At 59.3% G+C, this 21,221-nt stretch carries 12 protein-coding genes; 4 read left to right on the top strand and 8 right to left on the bottom strand.

The annotated features are described in order from the left end of the window. The first annotated feature begins 9 nt into the window (after positions 1 to 9). From BLS13_RS16545 to BLS13_RS16530, 4 genes are all read left to right on the top strand, one after another. Positions 10 to 2,013: a hypothetical protein gene (locus tag BLS13_RS16545; RefSeq protein ID WP_093453778.1), complete on the top strand. Its 2,004-nt coding sequence runs from the start codon at positions 10 to 12 to the stop codon at positions 2,011 to 2,013. A gap of 2 nt (positions 2,014 to 2,015) precedes the next feature. Continuing rightward, on the top strand, positions 2,016 to 3,533 hold the full coding sequence (locus tag BLS13_RS16540) for a glycosyltransferase (protein WP_218123307.1): 1,518 nt from the start codon (positions 2,016 to 2,018) through the stop codon (positions 3,531 to 3,533). Between the two features lie 126 nt (positions 3,534 to 3,659). Then, a complete protein-coding gene (locus tag BLS13_RS16535; protein WP_143011990.1) occupies positions 3,660 to 4,391 on the top strand; it encodes a hypothetical protein in 732 nt (243 codons plus the stop codon). Between the two features lie 105 nt (positions 4,392 to 4,496). Then, a complete protein-coding gene (locus tag BLS13_RS16530; RefSeq protein WP_143011989.1) occupies positions 4,497 to 5,621 on the top strand; it encodes a hypothetical protein in 1,125 nt (374 codons plus the stop codon). 12 nt (positions 5,622 to 5,633) lie between these two features. Here the strand turns inward: BLS13_RS16530 and BLS13_RS16525 are convergent, their stop codons facing one another. From BLS13_RS16525 to BLS13_RS16490, 8 genes are all read right to left on the bottom strand, one after another. Continuing rightward, positions 5,634 to 6,269: a hypothetical protein gene (locus BLS13_RS16525; RefSeq protein ID WP_093453772.1), complete on the bottom strand. Its 636-nt coding sequence runs from the start codon at positions 6,267 to 6,269 to the stop codon at positions 5,634 to 5,636. A 7-nt stretch (positions 6,270 to 6,276) separates the two neighbouring features. Next, a complete protein-coding gene (locus tag BLS13_RS16520) occupies positions 6,277 to 7,473 on the bottom strand; it encodes a hypothetical protein (protein ID WP_143011988.1) in 1,197 nt (398 codons plus the stop codon). 63 nt (positions 7,474 to 7,536) lie between these two features. Beyond that, positions 7,537 to 9,009 carry a tetratricopeptide repeat protein gene (locus BLS13_RS16515; protein ID WP_093453769.1) on the bottom strand — a complete coding sequence of 491 codons (1,473 nt, stop codon included), beginning with the start codon at positions 9,007 to 9,009 and terminating at the stop codon, positions 7,537 to 7,539. 12 nt (positions 9,010 to 9,021) lie between these two features. Then, positions 9,022 to 10,314, bottom strand: coding sequence for a TolC family protein (locus tag BLS13_RS16510; RefSeq protein WP_176943640.1), 1,293 nt, complete (start codon positions 10,312 to 10,314; stop codon positions 9,022 to 9,024). Between the two features lie 34 nt (positions 10,315 to 10,348). After that, the gene (locus BLS13_RS16505) at positions 10,349 to 11,755 is read right to left on the bottom strand and encodes an HlyD family type I secretion periplasmic adaptor subunit (RefSeq protein ID WP_093453766.1); all 1,407 of its coding nucleotides are present in this window, start codon (positions 11,753 to 11,755) and stop codon (positions 10,349 to 10,351) included. A gap of 2 nt (positions 11,756 to 11,757) precedes the next feature. After that, complete coding sequence (locus BLS13_RS16500; protein WP_093453765.1) at positions 11,758 to 13,527, bottom strand: type I secretion system permease/ATPase; 1,770 nt, start codon at positions 13,525 to 13,527, stop codon at positions 11,758 to 11,760. 59 nt (positions 13,528 to 13,586) lie between these two features. Next, entirely contained in the window at positions 13,587 to 19,193 is a 5,607-nt protein-coding gene (locus BLS13_RS16495) for a beta strand repeat-containing protein (protein WP_093453763.1), read from the bottom strand. A gap of 814 nt (positions 19,194 to 20,007) precedes the next feature. Beyond that, complete coding sequence (locus tag BLS13_RS16490) at positions 20,008 to 21,219, bottom strand: DUF1501 domain-containing protein (protein ID WP_093453762.1); 1,212 nt, start codon at positions 21,217 to 21,219, stop codon at positions 20,008 to 20,010. Between the last annotated feature and the right edge of the window lie 2 nt (positions 21,220 to 21,221).

Here is a 21,221-nt window from a genome sequence, read left to right as displayed (position 1 = left end):
AGAGCGAGCGTGAGGCCAAGACTGATATCGGCATCGCTGTTCGACGAGGCGGACGAATCCATGCGGGGGCAGATCGACCGCTTCGATCCGGTCACGGGGATCGAAGGCTGGGCAATAGACCTCACCGATCCAGGCAGGATCCTGACAGTCGAACTGCTCATTGGCGACGCGATCGTTGCGGCCGTGCAAACTGATCATGTCAGGCAGGATATTGCCGAAGCACTCAACACCCAGGTGTTTGCAGGCTTCACATTCGACGACAACATTGGCGACATCATCTGCGATATGGCCGAAGGCGGCGTTCGGGGAGCGTTGCGGATTCGTATTGCCGAAACACCCTATCTCTTGCAATCAGTGACCCCGCCACCCGACGTCGACATCCTGACGTCAGGCCTGCGCGGCCTGCGCACCGAAGGCTATCGTGGTTTCGACATGATCGCGCGGCTGTCCGATCTGCGCACTCAGACCAGCCACCTTCTCCGCCAACCCCTCCGTCCGCTTCCCGAAAACTCGCTGGGGTTCATCGAATCGCTGGCGATCGACGATGCCGGACTGGTTTGGATCGGAGGCTGGATGAAGCGTTCGGTCGCCGCAGATCAGCCAGTCGTCATTGTCGACCGGCAAAAAATATCAGGCGCGATCGCGCTGACGATGTTCGAACGCAAAGACCTGGGCAGTGATGCTTATGGCATCATCGGCGTCCTGCAATCGGACTGGCGCCCGACCGCGACGTCCGAGTTGTTCATCTATCTCGCAGATGGAAAATCTTATCTCGAAAGCCTGCGGCCGCTCAACATCGTCACCAAGAAAAGCTTTGTCGAATATTTCGCGCATCACTGGGCGGCCTCCCACACCGGCCACAGCGCGACGCTCCGCTATCTCCTCGATCATCCCGAGAGCTGGCAGCCGACCGACGGGGGCGCCGGAGCGCAAGTCCGGGCTTCACTTGAAGAAGTTCTCGTTCTGCCCTCATTCGGCTGCATCGTAATCGGCTGGGTGCTTAGCCCGCTGAAGCAGATCGACACATTCGGAATGCGTTTCGGCTCGACGATTTTGCGTTGTGACGAAAATTCACTGGCCTTTCGATCGCGCCCCGATCTGAGTGGAATCGCGCCGGGCTGCTATCAGCTTACCGAACGTGCCGGCTTCGTGGCTGTCTTTCGCGGCGTCATCCCCCCGCGAGACCTGGAAGGCCCGGTGCTCAAAGTGCTGCTTGCCGATGGATCAGCCACCAATCACACCGTCGACATGAAGGTCGTCCGACGCCTGGGTCATGCGACGTCGATCGATCACATCCTTACACTCTATCCGTCGTTGAAATCGGAGTCCTTCTTCCGCGACTTTGCGGCCGCCGTACGACAGGATGCGCGTTCGCAGGCGGCCATATGCCGATCGTTCAAAGCGGCGCCTTGCAGCCGCGCCATCGTCTTGGGGGTTCCCGAGGAGCGCAGCGATGCCATGCTTCTGTTCGACCAGATCGGCCGTCGCGTCGAAGGCCGCAGAAACGGACCCGGCCTCGTTTTTGTCGCCGGCCGAGGCGTGGCGCGCACGGCAGTGGTCAGCCAGTTTCATCAGCTCGCCGCCAGAACCGGCCTTCCCTGCAGCCTCTTCTTCGCCGAGGACACCGCGGCGTACAACTACGCCCTCCCCACCATATTGAGCGAACTTGGCGCAGAGCGATTCATGTATTTTGCAGCGGGGCTTATCCCCACTGACGAAGGCTGGGCAACGGCGCGAGCGTTCGAAGACGGACTGACGCTGATGACGATCGCCGATGCTGCGAGCCCAGGATTAAATGGCCGACGATCGCTGGAATGCTTCGGCTGGAATCGCGAGAGCCTAGTGGACTGGCTGCGAATCGCGCCGTCGTTCCTGGGGGGACTGGCGGAAGAGGCCGCGCAAATGCTTGAGGGCGATGCCGCGAGGATCATTGAGGACGGAGCGCATTTCTTGCGCCCGCTGACAAGTTCTCCACTCGAACGGGCGATCAACAATATCGCGATGGTGGCATGAACATGGACGATTTTCTCCTCCCGGATACGCACGGCATTCGTCAGCGAAACTGCATTGCCATCGTCAGTCATGCCCACCCTTCAATTTCGAAGGGTGGTGCCGAGATTTCGGCTTATGCAGTCTATCAGGGGCTGCTTGCGCTGGGGCATGATGCCATCTTCATCGCCGCTGTGCCCGAAAACCAGGCGAAGCGCGTCGAGCTTGGATCCCGCAGGGAATATGCGATCTCCGTCGATTCAGCGGATTATGATTATTTCTACCACATCGGATCGTCGACGGTCACTGACCAGCTCGTCGACATTATCGAACGAAATAGTGTCAAGACGGTCAATTTCCACCACTTTATGAATTTCGGAACCAACAGTCTTCGAGCGGTAGCCGAGATGCCCGACATTCACACAGTGCTGACGATTCACGAATTTGTCGCCATCTGCCACCACCATGGACAGATGATCACGCGGCCCGCCCAGAATCTGTGTGAGAAATCATCAACCGCAAGCTGCGCCAGTTGCTTTCCCGAGAATAGCGGCCAGCAATTCGCCATGCGGCGGCGACATTTTCTCACCTGTTTTGCGGCTCTGGACGGCTTCGTGTCGCCCAGCAGATTCTTGGCACAGCGGTTCGTCGAGTGGGGTGCGCCCGTCGAACGAATGCGGGTCGTGGAAAACGGACTGGCGCATGTTCCCCCCACCGCCCCGCCCAGGCGAAAACGGGCCGGCGACGAACAATGGGTCTTTGGCTATTTCGGCCAGATCAACCCGTTCAAGGGATTGTCGACCATTTTGGATGCCGCCGATCTCATCGCCGAATATGAGGACCTGCCGGAGACGTTGAAGATCCGAATCCACGGTAATATGGTCGGGCAGAGTCAGGAATTCATCGACCGGTTTGAAGCCAGTGTCGCCAAGCACAGCTTTCTCACTTATGCCGGGGCGTATGATAATAGCGCAGTATCGCGGTTGATGTCGGATTGCGATTATATCATCATCCCCAGCAGTTGGTGGGAAAACTCGCCCGTAGTGATCCAGGAAGCCTATGCCGTCGGCCGTCCGATCATCTGCACCGGCATCGGCGGGATGGCGGAAAAGGTGGTCGATGGCGTGACCGGCCTCCACTTCAGCCTGCGCGACCATGTCGACCTGGTTCGCGTCATCGAGATTGCGGCGACGCAACAAATGAACGCCAAGCTGCGCTCCGGATTGCCGAAGGTTCCTGACTCGACCGAGATGGCCCAGAAATATCTGGAGGTTTTCGAGGGGCTTCCTCAAGCAGACAAGCCCTTTGTCGAGCTGGACGAACCGGAGCTTGAGGCCTCAGAATCAGATATTATACCTAGCGATGCCGTGGAAGCGCCCGAGCATATTGTGCAAAGCAGCGATCGCGGGCAGAGTGTTAACATCGATGGATTCGTCGAAGAGGAATTGCCGGCAGCAAAACTGATCCTGGCAGAGGATGGTCAGAACGAGGCAGATGTGATTGTGCCGAAGCGGAGTAAGGGCCGTGGTGCCAGACGCCGATAGGAATCGAATGACTGTAGATAGGGTGGGCACGAGAATATGATACGCGGAGCGATTGACTATACATCTTCGGATCGGATCGGCGGATGGATATATTCGCCGGAAAATCAGGTCCGCGGAAAGACGGTATTGGCATTTGTCGATAATACCTGCGTCGGCGCCGGATCGATCGACCAGTTCCGGGAAGACCTGGCCAAGGCCGGTCTCGGTGATGGATTCATCGGCTTCAATTTTGGTATCACGCCCGCAAAAGAAGAAGATCTGGGCAAACTGATCGTTAAGATTGAGGGCAGCGATTTCGCGCTCCTGCAAGCAGACAGCTTGGTCGCCGGGTCTGGTGGCGGAATGGGACCGTCAAGCGCCGCCGATCGCCCCATCGCATCGATCGAATGGATGCGGTCGCAAGGCTGGCTGGATCAACCCGAATATGACTTCCTGAAATTCCTCCGCCAAAGCGGTATCTACGATCGATCGTTGCGGCGGCCTCGCACGGCGACCACCCTTGGTGGACTGGATGAGCCAGATGTCGCGGCCACGAACCTGTTTTCTCTGATGACTCAGAAGCCGGTCCAGCCAATAACAAGCACGTTCAGCGACGCGGAAGATTTTGCTGTCCGACGCACCGAATTGCTTTCCGCGCTGGCGGAGCCAATTGTCGCAATCTGGGGTGCGAGCGCCGGCGAACTGCTCGTCGTGGAAGGCTCCCATATTGAATCGCCGGACAAGACTCGATCTTTGACGGGGGCGATCGCCCACAGCTTTGGGCCGGATCGCCTGCTGTTCATCGACCTGCGGTGTGACTTCGGCTCAAGCGGCAATCCGGGCGGCGAATTGCGGGTATTGGGCCTACCCGCTGAGTGAAGCTGGAACGGCGGCCGAATGAACTGCCGCCTGGCCAGAATATAAGTGTCAATTGCGGAGCGCCAACCGGCGCTCCGCCGGAGGGTTTCCATGGACGCGGTTCACATGGCCGAGGATATCCTGCCGGCGCTTTCTCAATGCATTTCCGTAACCGCCAGCAGCGATGGCGACGGCTTTTTTGAGTTCATGGCGGAAGCGACTGCCCTCGAGGAGCGCTTCGCCGGCCAATCGCTGGCATTGTTCTGCGGCACTACCAAGGTCATGGGCCTTAAATTTCCGTCGCCCCTCTCTCGACCGGACCGGCATTTCGGCCCCGCGCGCATTCCTGTCACCTCCCTTCGTCGAAATACCGGCTTCGCGCTCACTATTGTCGAAGAAGCCAGCGGCCAATCGTTGGAACTGCTCCCACAGCAAAGCGTGGGTGACCTGTTCGACGCGACGAGGATTGATACCGAACAGGATTTTCTGCACCGTATCCAGAATAACTTTACCAAATTTGCGTCACCGGACGTGCTGATGATCGGCGCGAAAAGCTATTATCATCGCAGCGAGTCGATCGAATTGCGGGCCGCCTGCCTCACCATCATGTTTCACCGGCTGATCTGGAAGGATCCAAAGCAGATCGGCAATGACGACCACAGCTTCATCCGCTGGCTGGTCGGCCAATCACGTTCGCTGCTGAAGGCCTGCCGAACCGAACTGAAGACGAAGCCTCCATCATGGTCTCTCGTCCGCTGGATGGTGTCGCTGGCAACGGTGGCGGGCCATGGCGCGCTGATAAATGGCGATGCTACCATCGCGCGCGATTGTTATGCAATTGCCGGCAGCCAGACAAACAATTTGAAGATCTCGCCCGTGTCGGGCCTCAACGTCATCAACGGCTGTTTTTTCAGCGGACTGCTGGCTGCGGCCACCGATAATATGGAAATGGCGAGCAAACAGTTGCGCAATGCGGTAAATGGACTTCGGGCCATGGTCCATGCGCAGGATCTGCTGGCCAACATATGGGTGACAGGCGACATATTGGACGCGGGGCGAACATCCCGTCAGGCCATGATCGCACTGGTACGGCTCGGGCTCCTGCCCCATCAAAACGAACCGAAAATTGGCCCTGCGCATCAACTCGATCTGAAAGCAGCGAAGTCGCCGGTCGGCAAGCTGGCCGAGGCCGGGTTTTGCCGAGAAGCTTGGGAAAAGCTGGAATCGATGCTCGACCGGGAAGTCACCTGATGTCGATCGCCATCAACTGAACAGGCGCAACAGCCCTGGATTGCTGACCTTTCCATCGTAGCGCGAACGCGCGCGCAAATGATAAAGCGTTCGATCGGCTGCCTCCGTCGATTGCCCCTCTTTATCCCAATCGACCTCTACCATGACCGCCGCCGGATCATAACGTAACAGTTGCTGCTGCATGGCGATGATCGTCAGTTCGGCATCGGCATAATGCCTCTTATATTCGGGCAAGAAGAAATCGCCGTCGTAATTCTTCAGCGCCCACGCCCGGGATGCAAGCCCGAACGCGGCCAGCGCTCCGTTCCATTTGCCATCGTTGAAGGCCAGCAATCCGCCATCCTTTTGCGCGAGGGCCGCGGATCCGATGGCCAGCCAGTTTCGGCCGGCAAAACTATCTTGCGCGACATAGGCGACCGTCGGCGCCAACGAACGGCGGAACACCGCATTCATCATCGCGACGAAGCCGAGCCTGCGATCGTCATAGACTGCGTATAGCAGCCCTTTCATTCCGGAACGCCGCGCCAGTTGAACCGCCGACCTTTTGGCGAGTTCGGGTACGATGAACGGCATGACCACCAACGGCGCATCCGCGCTGCCGATCTGATCGGGCAGCGCGGAATAGGCCTTGAACATGATCTCCAGCATATCCTGTTCAGGGAAACTTGATCTGCGTCGGCGTAATCGCGCGCAGATATTTCTGGCACCATTCACGTCCATGATGCTGACTGAAATATAGCGACCGATAATTAACCCAACAGGCCGCCAACCAAGGCGATTTGGTACGGATCGCTACGTCCTTCATATCCCGCAGCAAACGCAGGTGAATATTGAGCTCCTGTTCCTTGGTTGGCAGCACGATCCGGTGCCCCTTCAGCTTGGCGCCGATGGTCCGCATGAACAAAGGGAACAGGCGCTCGACAATGAACGGCAGATAGGTCGATCCGCCATGCAGTCCTCGATCATCCGCCGCCTGCGAATGCAGGAACTGCCGGACATTCGGCGCCAATTTCTGTTCGGCCAGGGTGATGACCTTGCGGATGAACGGCAGATAAGCCTCCCAGAACGCCGGTCGCGCGATAAAGTAATTGGCGGACGAAAAGCTCGCCGATGGCAAAATGAGATCGAACTCTGTGGTCGGCAGGCCTGTCGCTGTGAAGAGTGCCTTCGATATTTCGAGAAAGTTCACGTGGCAGGTTTCGCCCTGTACCCACATGTTGTGAAAAAGCGCCTCGTTGTTGACGTGCGGGTTGCAATAGAAGACGTCGACATCCGGATGCGCCTCCATGATCTTGATAAGGTCTGCACCCGTGAGGCCGGTCTTTTCGGTAAAGCGCCACGAAAGCGCCCCCCAATAGTCCGCCCCCTTAATGGCTGTGGATCGTGAGATGCGTTCGAAAACATCGAACTCCATCAGTTCGGCGGTGACGCCACAATTATCGAACGGCTCGAACGCGGGATCCAGCAGGTCGCGATGCCACGGCTCGTAAAAGATCTGGAAGATCCGCACCGGGCTATGCGGCGGAACAGCAGCCTGCGCCGCCACCTCGGATGCGAAGGCACTGTCGTCATTTTCGGGCGGTATCAGCGACGCTTTGGTTTTCACTGGCCGCTTGCTGATTGCGACCGCCGCGCTTCCCGCCGCCGCAGGAGCAACGGTGCCGGCCAGCGCCTCTCGGGACGCGGTGCCGTTGATCTTTACGGCCGGCTTGGTCACGGGGCGTTCGTCCACCGCGTCCTTGGCGGACCTGACCCGCGTGGCGCGAACAACCTTGGCCGGGGGCGATTGCTCGACCGCGGGTTTGTCTCCCGCTCCCGCCTTGCCCTTGGACCCCGTTGGTTTTCTGCTCATATTGCCCCCGATACGCGCGTGACTCTGATTCGATATTCGGCGCAAACGCCGGCCGAACACCAGCTAATTCATGACAAGATTCATTATCGCGCCGGCCAGTGCGGGATTGCGCCCCGCAGTAACGCGATGTGACAGATGGTGGCGCTCGCAAAACAGCTTGCCTTCACCGGGCTGAGTGATGATCTCCACGCCCAGTGCCATCGCCTCGATCGTCGTAAGCCCCCCGCTATAGGGCGCTGTGTTGATCACGGCTTTCATGCCGGCCAATGCCTTGAGATATTCGGAGTGCCCCTGCGGTACGATGATATCATCGGTACGCACGCCGGCGCTTTCGAGCAGAGCGGTCACCCGATCGCGAGTTCGCTGATGAACATATCGGCGATCGATCAACGTGACGCTAGCGATCTCTGCCGGCCACGCCGCGACAAGGCGATCGCCGATCTTGCAGGGATTGCCAACGAGACCGATGGCTTCACGTCGCCGGGGCGCACTGATGGCCTTCAGTTCGGCCGGCATCCGATAATCGCAATAACCACCTGCGATGTTGACGACCGGCTCGGCATAGAGGTGGGCGAAGGCGGCTGGCGATTGCCAGGCGTCGCCGATCCACCCGTCGAACATCTCCAGCCCGGTGGTCGCTGACTGGCCACCAACCCACGTGTACATGCGGGCTGCCGGGCGCGATGACAACGCGGCAAGCGCCACCGCATCGGTCCACCCACCCAGATCGAACAGAATGTCGGCCTCGGTATCGCGAATGGCGCTCGCCAGCGATACCGCATCATGGTGCGGGACATCACGCCATTCGGTGGCGATATCCGCGAAAGCGCGCGTCCCTGCATCCAGTCGTGTCCCACGATTGAAGCAGATGAGGTCGCACCGCTCAGCCAGCGCCTCGAACGCATTGAAGGTCATGAAATAGACTGGGGACAAGGAGAATAAGGGCGAGATCAGGGCCACTCTCGGTCGCAGCGGCGCGGTGCGAACCACCGATCGTTGACTCGGCAACCGCAGATGCTGGCGCGAGAAGGTGACAAGCCGCCGGGAGAGAGCCTCAGCGCTTTCTTCACCGAGATAGAGGTCGGCCATCAAGGTGGTCAGTTGCGCATCGACCGTCGTTTCTGGTCTCGACAATAAGGGGCGAACCCGCGCCACCGCTGACGCCGGATCGCCAAATTCATTGATCTCGAGATCCGCTAGCGCGACAAGAGCTGCAGCATTTTCGGGATCGAACCGAAGCAGTCTGAGCAACGCCGATTCCGCATCGGTCACGGCGCCTCGGGTCCGGTGCACCTTGGCTTCGATCATCATGCTCTGCCACAGATCCGGCTGGATCCGAACTGCATCGCGCGCATATTTGAGCGCGTCGTCGAGAGCACCGGCAGCGAAATGGCATAAAGCGAGATTATGACGCAGATGTCCTGACACAGGATCAAGCGCCACTGCCGTCCCGTATAGCCCGATCGCCTGCCGCCACTGCCCGGCATCGCGCGCCGCCTGCGCACTGGCTATGATCGAGTTCAGGCGCGCCGACATGTGCGCCCGCCCTTATTTGCCGAACAGGAATTTTTGCGTCACGTCCATCGCATCTGCCGTGTCGTCACCCGATACCAGCAGCAAAGTCAGCAGGTTGACAGCAACTTGCGTCGCCGATGTGACATAGGTGCTTCGCACGGTGTACAATGTCTGGATGGCGTTCACGACATCGACGGTCGTTCGTACGCCGCCCTCGAAGCTTTTCGTATTGGCCTCGACGCTCAACTGCGCACTCTCAATTGCTTTGGCGCTGATAACCAGGGCTTCCTGGCCACCGTTCACCTGTTCATAGAGGCGTTCGAGATCGACGCGCGCTTGCTGAACCGCTTGGCGCCGCTGCTCTACGGCGCTCCGAGCGGTCGCATTTGCGGCACGGACCTGGAAGAAACCGCCGGGTGCGATCGGAGCGGAAATCGAAAAACCGGCATATTTCGACGATCCGGTATTGCTCGCATTTGTATAGGTAGCCGACAAGCCAATCGTTGGAAGCAGCGATCCCTTTGCTTTCAAAGCCTCGAAGCGCCCGACCCTTTCATTCTGCAAGGCGACAATAATCGCCGGATTGTCACGAAGCTGCCGCTCGACATAAGCGGACAGCGAATCGAGGTGAATCGTGCCGAGCTTCTCCGGGAAACGGAAATCCTGCGGGCCGACCTTCTTGCCCGTTATTGCGGCAATGCGCGAGGCCGAAGCCCGTGCCGCGGAGGCCAACAGAATGCCGTTGGCCTGCGCCGCTTCATATTGCACCTGAATATCGCGAGCATCGGTAATCGTGCCCAGCCCGCTCTGATACATCTTCTGCGACCGATCGGCCTGCTTCTGAAGCGCATCGATCTTCGCATCGTTGGCGCGCGCATTTTCGACCGCCGCGATATAGGTCGTGATTTCGGTGAGCAGCCGACTTGCCAGGCTCTGGTCGGCCACCGCCAGCGTCGCATTAGCGAAACGTTTGCGCGGGGCGATCTCGCGGACTGTTGCGTAACGGTCGACGCTGAACAGCGGCTGCGTCAGCGTCACGATCTGGCGGGTCGTATTCTCTGTAGCGACGCTCGTCATCTGATAACTGGCCGACGGCAGATATTGCGTCAGCGCCTGATTCGCCGTCGCGATATTGACCTGCCGCTGCGCCACCGCTGACCGGTATTGCGGATCATAATCCCGCGCGCTGCGCCACGCCTCGACCAGATCCGACTGAACCGCCCCCTGCTGAGGGGCGGCCGCGGGATCGGGCAATCTGGCGATCATCTGGGCCTGGCAGTCCGCCATCACAGGCACGAACGCCACAGCCGATGCAGCAACGTGCATCAACGGCTTCATCATACGCAAACGGCCGTACCCCTTATTTGAACGCCAATGCGAATTTATCCGTCAATGGCTTCAAAAGATAGCTCATGAACGTACGCTCACCCGTCTTCACGATCACATCGACGGGCATTCCGGTCTGAACCTTCAGATCCGCAATTTTCTTGGCACCCTCTTCCGTTGTCTCGATTTGAGCGAGGTAGAAATCATCCTGCCCTGGTTTGGGTTCCTGCCCGGGCACCGATTTCAGGCGATCCACGCCGACGTTGAGCACCCGGCCATCCACCATCGGTGTGGTCGACGTATTGAACGCGCTGAAACGCAAACTCACGGGCAAGCCCACCTTGACCTTATCGATCGACTTCGACGGCACCTGCGTCTCCACCACAAGCTTACCGTGCGATGGCACTATCTCGGCCAGGACAGTGCCGGCACCAATCACTCCACCGACAGTATAGACCTGAAGGTTGACGATCGTACCGTCAACGGGCGCGCGCAGGGCTGTATTTGACTGGTCGAACTTAGCCGCCTGCAATTTGGCCACCGCCGCCTCGCGCGATTTCTGGACCGTGGCCGCCTCGTCACTGATCTCTTTGGCAAAAGCGGCATCAAGGCCTGCAATCTGGGCCTGAATGCTTCCAATCTGCGACCGCGTGCTCGCCATGGCAGCATCCTGATCCGCCTTCGTCCGCTCCGTCTGGTTCACCTGTGCCTGTGGCACAAAACCATCCTTCGCCAAGCGTCGCGTGTTATCGAGCTCCTGCCCTAGGGTGCGCAACTGCACCTGATGCGACACGATCGCCGCATTCAAACCGGCCGACTGTTCGCGCAACCCGGCGATCTGCTGCGCCTGAACATTTCGCCGCGCATTGAACAGGCGGACCTGAAATGCCTTGGCATCCTCGATCTGCCGATTATGGCCAAACTGCTCGAGTTCTGGCGCCCAACTGATCGAGGATGCCCCCGTACTCAATGCCCTGAGACGCGACTCGCGCACCAGCACGTCGACATAATCGGATTCCGCACCGGCCAGATTGGCATCGGCGGTGAGCGGATTGACCCGGATCAGCACCTGGCCCGCCTTCACCTTCTCACCTTCGTGGATCAGAATCGCCTGCACCACGCCGCCCGAAGCCGATTGAATCGCCTTGCGATAGCCAGCAACGGTCACATTGCCCTGCATCGTCACGCCACCATCAAGCGGGGCAACGCAGGCCCAGATGAAAAACAGCGTTGCCGCGATCATGATGAAACGCGTGACCTTCACTTTGACGACTTGTTCGTCGATCCGCATCGGTTCGATGTCGCGCGACATCAGCCGTTCCGGTCGATACGGATTCCAGCCCTGAATCCACTGATCGAATCGATGATCTGCACGCCGCACAAGCGCCAGCACGCCTTTGGAAGGCGTAACGGGCTGAAGGGAGTCGAGCTCTTGAGCCATGTTCAGCGCCCCGCCAAATTCGTAACATTGCCGCTCGCGACGGCCTTATCCGGTGACGGGACAGCGTCCCCTCCCGACTGCAGGTTACGCAGGGCGTTGATCATTTCACTTGCAGGCCCGTAACCGACCTGTCGGCCAGCGCGCAGAACCAGCAGATTGTCTGCCACGCTCACGACGCGCGGCCGGTGCGTGGTGACGACGAATGTCACGCCTCGCTCCTTGAGGGTAGAAATCGCCTCGATCAGGAAATTCTCACCTACGTCATCGAGGCTGGCATTGGGCTCGTCCATGACAATATATTTCGGATCGCCATAAAAGGCTCTGGCGATCCCGATACGCTGCTTCTGGCCGCCCGACAGCGCGAACCCGCTTTCGCCCAGCATCGTATCATAGCCCTCGGGAAGACTAAGGATGCTCTCATGCATCCCGATCAAGGTCGCGGCCTCTACAACCTTGACAGGATCGACCTCACCCAAGCGCGCAATATTCTGGGCAATCGTTCCTTCAAAAAAACTGACACTCTGGGGCACATATCCGATGTGGGGGCCGAGTTCATCGTGATTCCACTCGGAAATCTCGACCCCATCCAGTCGAACCGAGCCACGCGCCGGGGCCCATACACCCACCAGCATGCGAGTCAGCGATGTCTTGCCCGAGGCGCTCGGGCCGATGATCGCAACCGCCTGGCCAGGCTCGACCGAAAAGCTGATATCCTGAACGACGGCCCGATTGGACCCCGGTGGGACACCGATAGCGGCCAATACATCCAGCTTGCCCTTGGGAGCAGGCAGGGACATTTTCGCGGCCATCTTCCGGTCTTCGGACAGGAGCTTGTTAATACGCGCATAGGCGACCCGCGCGTTAACAATGGAACCCGCCTGATGCAGCAATGCCTGAATAGGGGATACAGCGCGCGTAATCAGCATACTGCCGGCGACGACCATGCCACCCGTAATCTCACCCTCGATCGCCAACCACGCACCCAGACCGATCTGGAGTGAAGGCAAAGCCCGGCTGAGAAACTTGGACAAACCTCCGACGAAGCCGCTCGCCTCGGTGGCGTTCACCGTATATTCGAGGAACTGCTTGTGGCGCGCATACCAGGTGCGGCGGATCGCCGGCATCATCCCCAAGGCCAGAGACGCCTCGGCGTGCCGCAGGCTCGCCTGCGCGACACGCTGGGCTTCTGCGCTTTCATCATTTGCGGCTTTGAGGATCGGCGATGAGATGCGCTGCGCCATATACGCGGAGAACGTCATCAAAACCGAAGCTACGGTGATGAACACCGCAAGGAACGGATGGAAAATGTAGCCGACGATGATGAACAGCACCGCAAAAGGCGCATCCATCAGCGCCAGCAGGGCCGGACCGGTAAGCATCTGTCGAATGGAGACCAGATCGTTCATCATCTGGGCGACATTGACATTTTGCCGCTTCACATGCCGCCTGAACGAAGCATCGAAAACTTCCGGTGCAAGGTCCCAATCGATTCGCATCGATACACGAATGAGCAGACGCGTCCGCAACCAGTCGATCGACTGCCAGAAAACATAAATGCCCATCATCAAGACGGTCATCGAAACGAGCGTGATGCCGCTTCGCGTGTTGATCACACGATCATAGATGCTCAGCATATAGAGCATGGGTGAGAGCTTCAGAAACTGAAGAGCCGCAGACATCCAGAAAGCAAGGTAAAAGGAATACCTGCACTGATCGAGCAGTTTGCCTACCGGCGATTCCACGGCCAGGCCTCGTTCTGCCGACGCCGCCATACACGATACTCCCTACGATTCACCGGTGACCACATATCGGTCACCGGTGAATATATCACTTATTGATGATGCAAGTGATCGTAAAGTTCCGCCGTATCGCCATCCGGGCCGATAATCTTGATCTCGACGTGCGGATCGTTGGCCAGTGCGTCCGGAACCTTGGTGCCATCGAGCACGTCAATCTCGGTAAACCCGAGATCAGCCAAATGTGTCAACGAACCGCTAACGCCCGCGAGCGCATCAAGTGAAGCCTGATCAACGACGAGGCCGACATGTGTGGCACCCGAGAAGAGTGGCTCATGCGCGCCGGCCGGATCGACCGTGTTCAGCAACTGCGTGAGTTCTGCCGTGGTCGGCGTCGCCGTGCCGAAGCCGAGATCGACATAGACCGGAGCATCGCCATGCGGGAGAAGAACACTATCGACCCCGAGATCGCCCAGCGATTTCAGCGACGTGAGCATCTTGTCGCCCGAGTCGGTTGCATCGACCACCAGGGTTTCGCCCAGGAAGGACTGCAGCGCACCCGACTGGATGAGCGACGCAGTAGCGGCATCCGATACCGCGACCACACCAGCAACGGTCGGTTCAACAGGCTGGACACCTTCAAGCAAGGACACCAGCGAACCGAAGTCCGGTGTCGCCGCCGCCGGTGTAGGATCATAGACGAAATTCAAGCCCGTATCGTGCTGGATCTGCGCGATGGTGGCCAGCTGATCGGCCGTAAGCGTGTCGAGCGGCTGCTCGATCCCGATATGATCGATACCAGCGGCCAGCAGCTTGTTCGCCGAGTCGGTCAGCGAAGCGATGTCCCCGTTGAGGAAATCCGTGCTGTGCGTATCCAGCGTGACATCGAGACCGCTGGCGAATTGCGGCAGGGCACTGTCGAGCGAAAAGTCGCCTGCATCCAGCTTGATGATATTGTGAATACCATCGCCCACCACCGTATCGACATGAAGCGCTTGCAGGCCACCCAGCGAAGTCGAAAGGTGCGTACCATGCGCCTGTACGGTAATATCGTCGGCCGTCGCGAAATCGAGCCCGTCGCCGATCAGCGTAGCCGCCTGCGTATCGTCAAGAACGACGTGGCCGGAGACATCGAGATGGTCGACATTGAGCGACGCAAGTTCACCGGCACTACCGATCGCCGCAGGCAGATTGGCCGCCGTCAGCGACACCGTAATGTCGGCCGCCGATGCGAAGTCGACGCCGGAATGGACGAAATCAAGCGCCTGCTCCGCGCTCAGAGTCAGATGGCCATCGCCCGACACCCCAATGTGGTCGATGCCTGCTGCGCCAAGCGCCGGCGCCAGGTGGAAAATATCCGTCGACGCTGGCAACGTACCGTCATTGATGGTGAGCGTGACATCAAGCGCCGCATCCGACTGGGCGATCGTGAAGGAAGGAAGATTGTCTGCCGATAGCGGACCGCTGCCGGCATCGATCGAAACGAAGCTGACATTTTTGACAGCGACGCTGTCGACATGCAGATCCTGAAGGCCCTTCAGGCTGGTCGAAAGATGAGTGCCGTCTACGCTCACCGTAACATCGTCGCCGGTCACGAAGTCGAGGCCCGCAGAGACCAGCGAGGAAGCCTGACTATCGTCAAGCGTGATATGATCACCGGTGACGTCGATATGATCGATATGCGCCGCACCAAGTGCGGAAGCACCGCCGACGACGGCAGCGATCTGATCGGCACCCGTCGTGATCGTGATATTATCGCTGGCGACGAAATCGACGCCGGCATGGGCAATATCCAGAGCCTGGCCCGCGCTCAGCGTGAAGTCACCGCTTCCGGTCACGTCGATATGATCGATACCGGCGCTATGCAAAGCAGGCGCCAGATCACCAAGACTTACGTCAGAACCCAGGGTTCCCGATGCGATATCAAGCGTAACATGCGCGGTCGCACCGCCATCCGTTACGAACTGTGGCACCCCACCTGCGCTGAGACCGCCAAGGCCACCCGAGCCGGCATCGATGCTAAGACCGCCAACCGCCTTGACCGCGACATTGTCAACGTGAAGATCCTGCAGGCCCTTCAAGGTCGTCGACGTGTGCGTACCCGCGACCTCGACCGTCACATTGTCCGAGGTTACGAAATCGAGGCCGGCATTGATCAGCGACGTCGCCTGACCATCGTCGATCGTCACACTATTGTCGGTAACATCGATATGATCGATATGCGCGGTGCCCAGGCCGCTTGCACTTCCGGTTACGACGCCGATCTGGCCTGAGGCGACGTTGAGCGTGATATCGTTGCCGGCAACGAAATCGACCCCAGATCCTACGAAGGACTCCGCCTGATCCAACGAAACCGAAAGATGCCCATCGCCCGTGACGTTGACATGATCAATTCCCGCAGCACCCAGCGCCGGAACCAAAGTCCCAAGATTCAGCGCCGGATCGAGCGTCCCCGAGCCGATGTTCAGCGTTACATCGACCGCCTCGCCTGTTGCCCCCGTGAAGGTCGGCAGCGATCCGGCAGTCAGTCCACCCAAACCGCCTGAACCGGCGTCAATCGAAACGCCGCCAACCGCTTTGACGGCGACGTTGTCGACATTCAGCCCCTCGAGCTGCTTCAGCGTCACTGAGGCCTTTTGAGAGGTTTCTTCAACGGTGATGTCGTCGCTGACGACGAAATCAATGCCGGCATTGGCAAGCGCACTCGCCTGCGCATCGGTGATTGTCAGCGGATCGCCATTGGGATCGGTACCGATGACATCGAGGTGCTGAACCCCGTCTGCAGCAAGAGCCGACGCATTCACAACCACCGTTGCGATGGTCGCCGCGCTGACACCGAGAGTCCCCGTGCTTGGGGCCACCGAAACCGAAACTTGCCCTGAGGCCGTCGCCGTCCCGTCCGAAGCGGAATAGGTGAAACTGGAAGTTCCAACAAAGGTGAACGACGGCGTGAACACCAGCTTGCCGTCAACAAGGCTGACACTGCCACCCGTTACAGACACCGGATGGCCAACCGAAATCGCGGTGTTATTGACCGTGAAAATGGTCAGTTTGTCACCGTCGACATCCGTGTCATTGGCAAGGACGTCGATCGTCACCGGCGCCTGGAACGCTGCCGAAGCAGCATCGGCATTAGCCACAGGCGCGTCATTAACCGGCGCAACCGTAAGCGTTATCGAGCCATCGGTCGCGTTACCCGCCGGATCGACCACCGTATAGGCGATCGCGGGCAGGCTACCGTTAAAATTCGCCGTCGGCGTATAGGTCAGTGAACCGTCGGCGTTCAGCGAGATCACGCCGCCCGGAACGGTAACCGGATGGGTGAAGTCAATCGCGGTGCCGTTGATTGCTGTGATGGTGAGGGACTTGCCCTCCGGGTCGGCATCGTTCGCACGCGGATCGAAGGTGATCGGCGTGTCTTCTGCGGTCGCCACCGTATCATCGGCAGCAACCGGCGCGAAATCATGGTTCGGATCGCCGGCATCGCCCTGCGCCTGCGACACATCTCCCAGCGACGTCGCGACATCCACCGAATGGTTGGACGAAGCTGTCTGGAGCGCAATCTTGCTGATATCCGCGTCGGAAAGGCCAACACCCGCAAAAAGCGAAGACAAGGTGTCCGGGTTGGTGAGATCGACCGGGTCGCCGCTGGAATAAGCGTTCGCCAGCTTCGCCAGCAATGCGCCCTGGTCACCACCGCCTTTCACAACCGCATCAAGGGTCAATGCAATTTCGACCGCAGCCTTCTGCGCGGCCAACTGCAGTGCCGGATCGGTATCGGGCGACAGAATATCAAGATGGAGCAGATCCGTGCCCGGCGGCAGGCCGAGCGACTTAATCAGCGCGGCCATCGCGTCGGCCGAACTCATGCCACCCGAGATCAACGCGGTAAGAACCGTTGTCAGCGGGTTAACCGCGCTCGCACCCGCAGGCGCCATCAGGACGAGATTGTTGGGCAGGCCTGTATCGAGGTTGGTACCACCAAAGGCGATCAGTGTCCCAGTACCGTTGCCGACGATCACATAGTGGCCGGTGCCGTCGCTGAAGCCCTTGGGCTCGCCATCCTCGTAAATGCCGTCGCCATTGACGTCGATGAAGACGGTCGCGCCTTCGATATAACCGTCCGACAACGCGATCGTCTGCGTTGCTACCTGGCCGATCGTCAGGTTGATCGTATCGGTGTCGGTCAGCAGACCATCACTGGTCGTGACGGTCAGCGTCTGCGTGCCGAACAGGGCCGGGCCGCCATTGAAGTTGATCGAATTCAAGGCCGCATTGATCTGCGCAGCCGTGCCGCTGAAGACCAATGTATCGGTGCCGCTGCCGGTAACGGTAGCTCCGCCCGCAACGGTTACGTAGGTCAGCAGGCCCGCACTGACATGCAACGTCGTGGTGAGCGACGTCGAGTCGACATCGCTGACAGTGATGCCCTTGATCGCGATCGTCGCGCTCTGCGACCCGCTGATCGAGGCCGGAACAGCGTTGACCGGCGCGTCATTGACCGGAGTTATCGTGAGATTGACGGTGGCCGTGCTCGTACCGCCAGCACCATCCGACAATGTATAGGTAAAAGTGGGCGTGCCGTTGAAGTTGGCATTCGGCGTGAACGTCAGCGTGCCGTTGGCATTCAGCGAAACGACACCACCCGTTACGGTGACGGGCGCGGTCGCGGTGATCGCTGTGCCATTGATCTGCGTGATGATCTTCGACGGACCATCAACATCGGTATCATTGGTCCGCGGATCGAAAGTGATCGGCGTGTCTTCCGCCGTCGTCACCGCGTCGTTGACCGCGACCGGCGCATCGTTGACCGCCGTAACGTTCACCGTATCGGTAACCGTGGAGGTCGCACCGCTCGGGTCGGCAACGGTATAGGTGAAGGTCGGCGAACCATTGAAGTTCGCAGCCGGCGTGAAAGTCAGTGTACCGTTCGCGTTCAGCGCAAAAGAGCCGACGCCAGCGACAGTTACCGGCGTGGTCGCCGTGATCGCCGTACCGTTGATCGCCGTGATCGTCAGCGCGTCGCCATTGGCGTCGGTATCGTTGGTGCGCGGATCGAAGGTGATCGGCGTATCTTCGTTCGTCGTAACGGTTTCGGTGATGGCAAGCGGCGGCGAATTGACCGACTGGCCACCCTGGCTTCCGCTCGAACTGCCACCCCCGCTGTTTCCGACCAGGAAACCAACACCCACGCCACCAGCGATAACGCCGCCGATGATGAGCGCCGGCGTGAGCATCGACTCGCTACCAGCACCAGCCGCAGCGCTGCCGCCACCAGCATCATCGGCAGCGAATGTCGCAACCGCCTTGTGAGCCGATTCGAATGATGCCAGGTGCAACTTGTGCGCAAACGCCGCCTCGAGCTTGGCGATGGCGGCTTTGGGGTCATGCTGGAGAAGTTCGGCGAATTCCTTGGCGTCGATACCAAGATCCGCGAGATGCTCTGGACTGAGAAGCGTCTTAAGCTCTTCCAACGACATCGTCTTGATATCGTTGGTGGCGACAGCCTCGCGCAGAAGCCCATTTACCTGATCGGCAAGCTTGGGGTCGCCCAGCCGGGAGAGGCCATCGAACTTGATGTCTTCCGCGCTCGCGGACCGCACCTCCAGCAGAGCTGCGGCGAGAACGCCGATAGCCAGATCTACCTGGCCACCCCGAAGACGCAATACGCCCCGAAGCTTCTTACCTTTTGCCGCCGCCATCACGCACACCCCAACTGAACTACACACACAACGGGCGATCAACCTCTGGAGGTCGAACCGTAACAGCCATCCGCGCCTGTTAGTTTTTTCCCGTTGGGTACTTGTTAACAGCCCGTTAACTTCTCGGCAATGTGATTTTGTTCCGCAGCGGAAAAAACTTCCGCCCGTCGGAAAATCGAACAATATGACTGAATTCCAATTGGTTAGAAGATCCTACCGAGGAACTTTTGTCATTCTCAAGCGAAATTCTGCTGCAATGCAATGCCGATTTGCCCCGGGATGGGACGGGTTGCAGCATGTTGGGAACAGCCCTTTTGGCGGATTTACGATGTTTTTCGGCTCCGCGATTCGCTGGAGTCTATGGCCGCTGATGTTTCGCCAACATGCGATTCGGATGGACCGAATCCGCTGCAGAAGCGCGTCGTCGTGTCAGTTTTTGCAGACGCGAAAATTCAATTTCGGAGAGTAATACTTTAAGCACGATTCATGATTAATTCGAGCTTGACTGAGTGATATTTCCTATTTGAGATTGAATAGGTATTGTTTACCATTCACCTTCTGAAGTTATACGGACTTTGGGCTCGACTGGATCGAGCGGCGGCGCAAAATCCGGTGTTTCTGAGAAGTCTCGCAATCTCGCGGATAGCGCGGATTCTGGGCGTGCCCTTGGTCCAATCGGAGCCAGGGCGGGCGTTTGCTTGACAACGGCACCATCAAGCGCAACGGAATTCGCAGGGTCTGGCGCGCGATTGCCTTTCGGCGAAAGGCGATCAGGACGAAAGACGCCGTTGGCGATCTGCCTGCAAACTGTCGGTCAGGCGATCAGATCCTTCATTGGCCTGATCCCGGCCGTGTCGGGAAAAATGTCGTTAGCAAGAGTGGCTTCGCCGACACCCAGATGATCGGCCAGCACACCCTTGAAAAGCGCTCTGATATCCGTTGTCGGCATCAGATCGCGCCCATCTAGCAGGTGACCGGGCCCAAGGCCGGGCCAATCTGCGATGACCCGCCCCCCTTTTACGGCGCCACCCAGCAGGAAGGCCACGGTGCCATTGCCATGATCGCACCCGCCATTGCCATTATATCGGACGGTGCGCCCGAACTCGGTGATGATCATGACGACCGTATCGGCCCAGGCCGTACCAAGCCCGTCGCGCAATGCCCCGATGGCATCGTCGAGCGAAGCCAGCTGGCGGTCAAGACGGTTATCCTCGACCGTATGGGTATCCCAGCCGAGCAGGTTCATCATACCGATTCTGGGTCCATCGGCGCGCGCCAGCAGCTTGGCGGCCGTGGCCGCATCGCTTGCGAAGTCGGGCCGGCCCTTCATCTTCATCGACTGGCCCGGCGCCACGCCGCGCGTCAGCCTGTCGAGGTCGACACCTTCTTTCAGGGCGTTCGCCAGTGCCTTGTCGCGCGCTTCGTAGAGACTCATCAGCCGTGCGATGGTATCATCATCGGCATAGGCCAGGCGCTGCTGCTGGAAGGTCTCAACCGGTGCGCGACCCTGCATCATCAGCGGAATCGTAGGGGCGATGGCCAATGCCGGTCGCATCGCAACCGGTGCCCCCGCAGGCAAGGCCTGCATCGCCCGGTTCAGCCACCCCCCGGGATGGCCGATGCTGGACGGCCAGACACCCGTCTCCATCACGTCCTGCGCGCTGAAATGCGAACGGTCGCGATAAGGAGAGGCAATCGCATGGAAAATCAGCGCCTGCCTGTCGTGAAACAGCTTGCCCAATCGCGGCATCGATCCATGCAACCGGAACATGTCGTCAAGCGCAAGCAGCGCCGCCGCTGCCGGACCGGCGGGCGCGCCGCGGGCGCCGACATATGCCGGGTCACCGACCGGCGGAACGGCGGCCAACCCGTCCAGCCCGCCGCGCAGGAAAATCACCATCAGCCTTGGGTCGCGGCTCCGCATCGCGGCAAAGCCGGGACTGTGGGCGAATGCCACCAGCGCTCCCGTTGCCCCCAATATGTCGCGACGGCGCAGCAGATGACGTGGCGTTGTCCGATCGGGCATGA

It is taken from the genome of Sphingomonas sp. YR710 (assembly GCF_900101455.1).
Taxonomy (GTDB): domain Bacteria; phylum Pseudomonadota; class Alphaproteobacteria; order Sphingomonadales; family Sphingomonadaceae; genus Rhizorhabdus.
Note: the sequence above shows the minus strand (reverse complement) of the source record. Positions and strands in the feature narration are given on the sequence as shown.

Bases quoted from the DNA above. Each gene is read 5' to 3' on its own strand.
- BLS13_RS16530 (WP_143011989.1), top strand. From the start codon at position 4,497: ATGGCCGAGGATATCCTGCCGGCGCTTTCTCAATGCATTTCCGTAACC.
- BLS13_RS16510 (WP_176943640.1), bottom strand. From the start codon at position 10,314: ATGCACGTTGCTGCATCGGCTGTGGCGTTCGTGCCTGTGATGGCGGAC.
- BLS13_RS16490 (WP_093453762.1), bottom strand. From the start codon at position 21,219: ATGCCCGATCGGACAACGCCACGTCATCTGCTGCGCCGTCGCGACATA.
- BLS13_RS16505 (WP_093453766.1), bottom strand. From the start codon at position 11,755: ATGGCTCAAGAGCTCGACTCCCTTCAGCCCGTTACGCCTTCCAAAGGC.
- BLS13_RS16515 (WP_093453769.1), bottom strand. From the start codon at position 9,009: ATGTCGGCGCGCCTGAACTCGATCATAGCCAGTGCGCAGGCGGCGCGC.
- BLS13_RS16495 (WP_093453763.1), bottom strand. From the start codon at position 19,193: ATGGCGGCGGCAAAAGGTAAGAAGCTTCGGGGCGTATTGCGTCTTCGG.
- BLS13_RS16520 (WP_143011988.1), bottom strand. From the start codon at position 7,473: ATGAGCAGAAAACCAACGGGGTCCAAGGGCAAGGCGGGAGCGGGAGAC.
- BLS13_RS16500 (WP_093453765.1), bottom strand. From the start codon at position 13,527: ATGGCGGCGTCGGCAGAACGAGGCCTGGCCGTGGAATCGCCGGTAGGC.
- BLS13_RS16540 (WP_218123307.1), top strand. From the start codon at position 2,016: ATGGACGATTTTCTCCTCCCGGATACGCACGGCATTCGTCAGCGAAAC.
- BLS13_RS16525 (WP_093453772.1), bottom strand. From the start codon at position 6,269: ATGCTGGAGATCATGTTCAAGGCCTATTCCGCGCTGCCCGATCAGATC.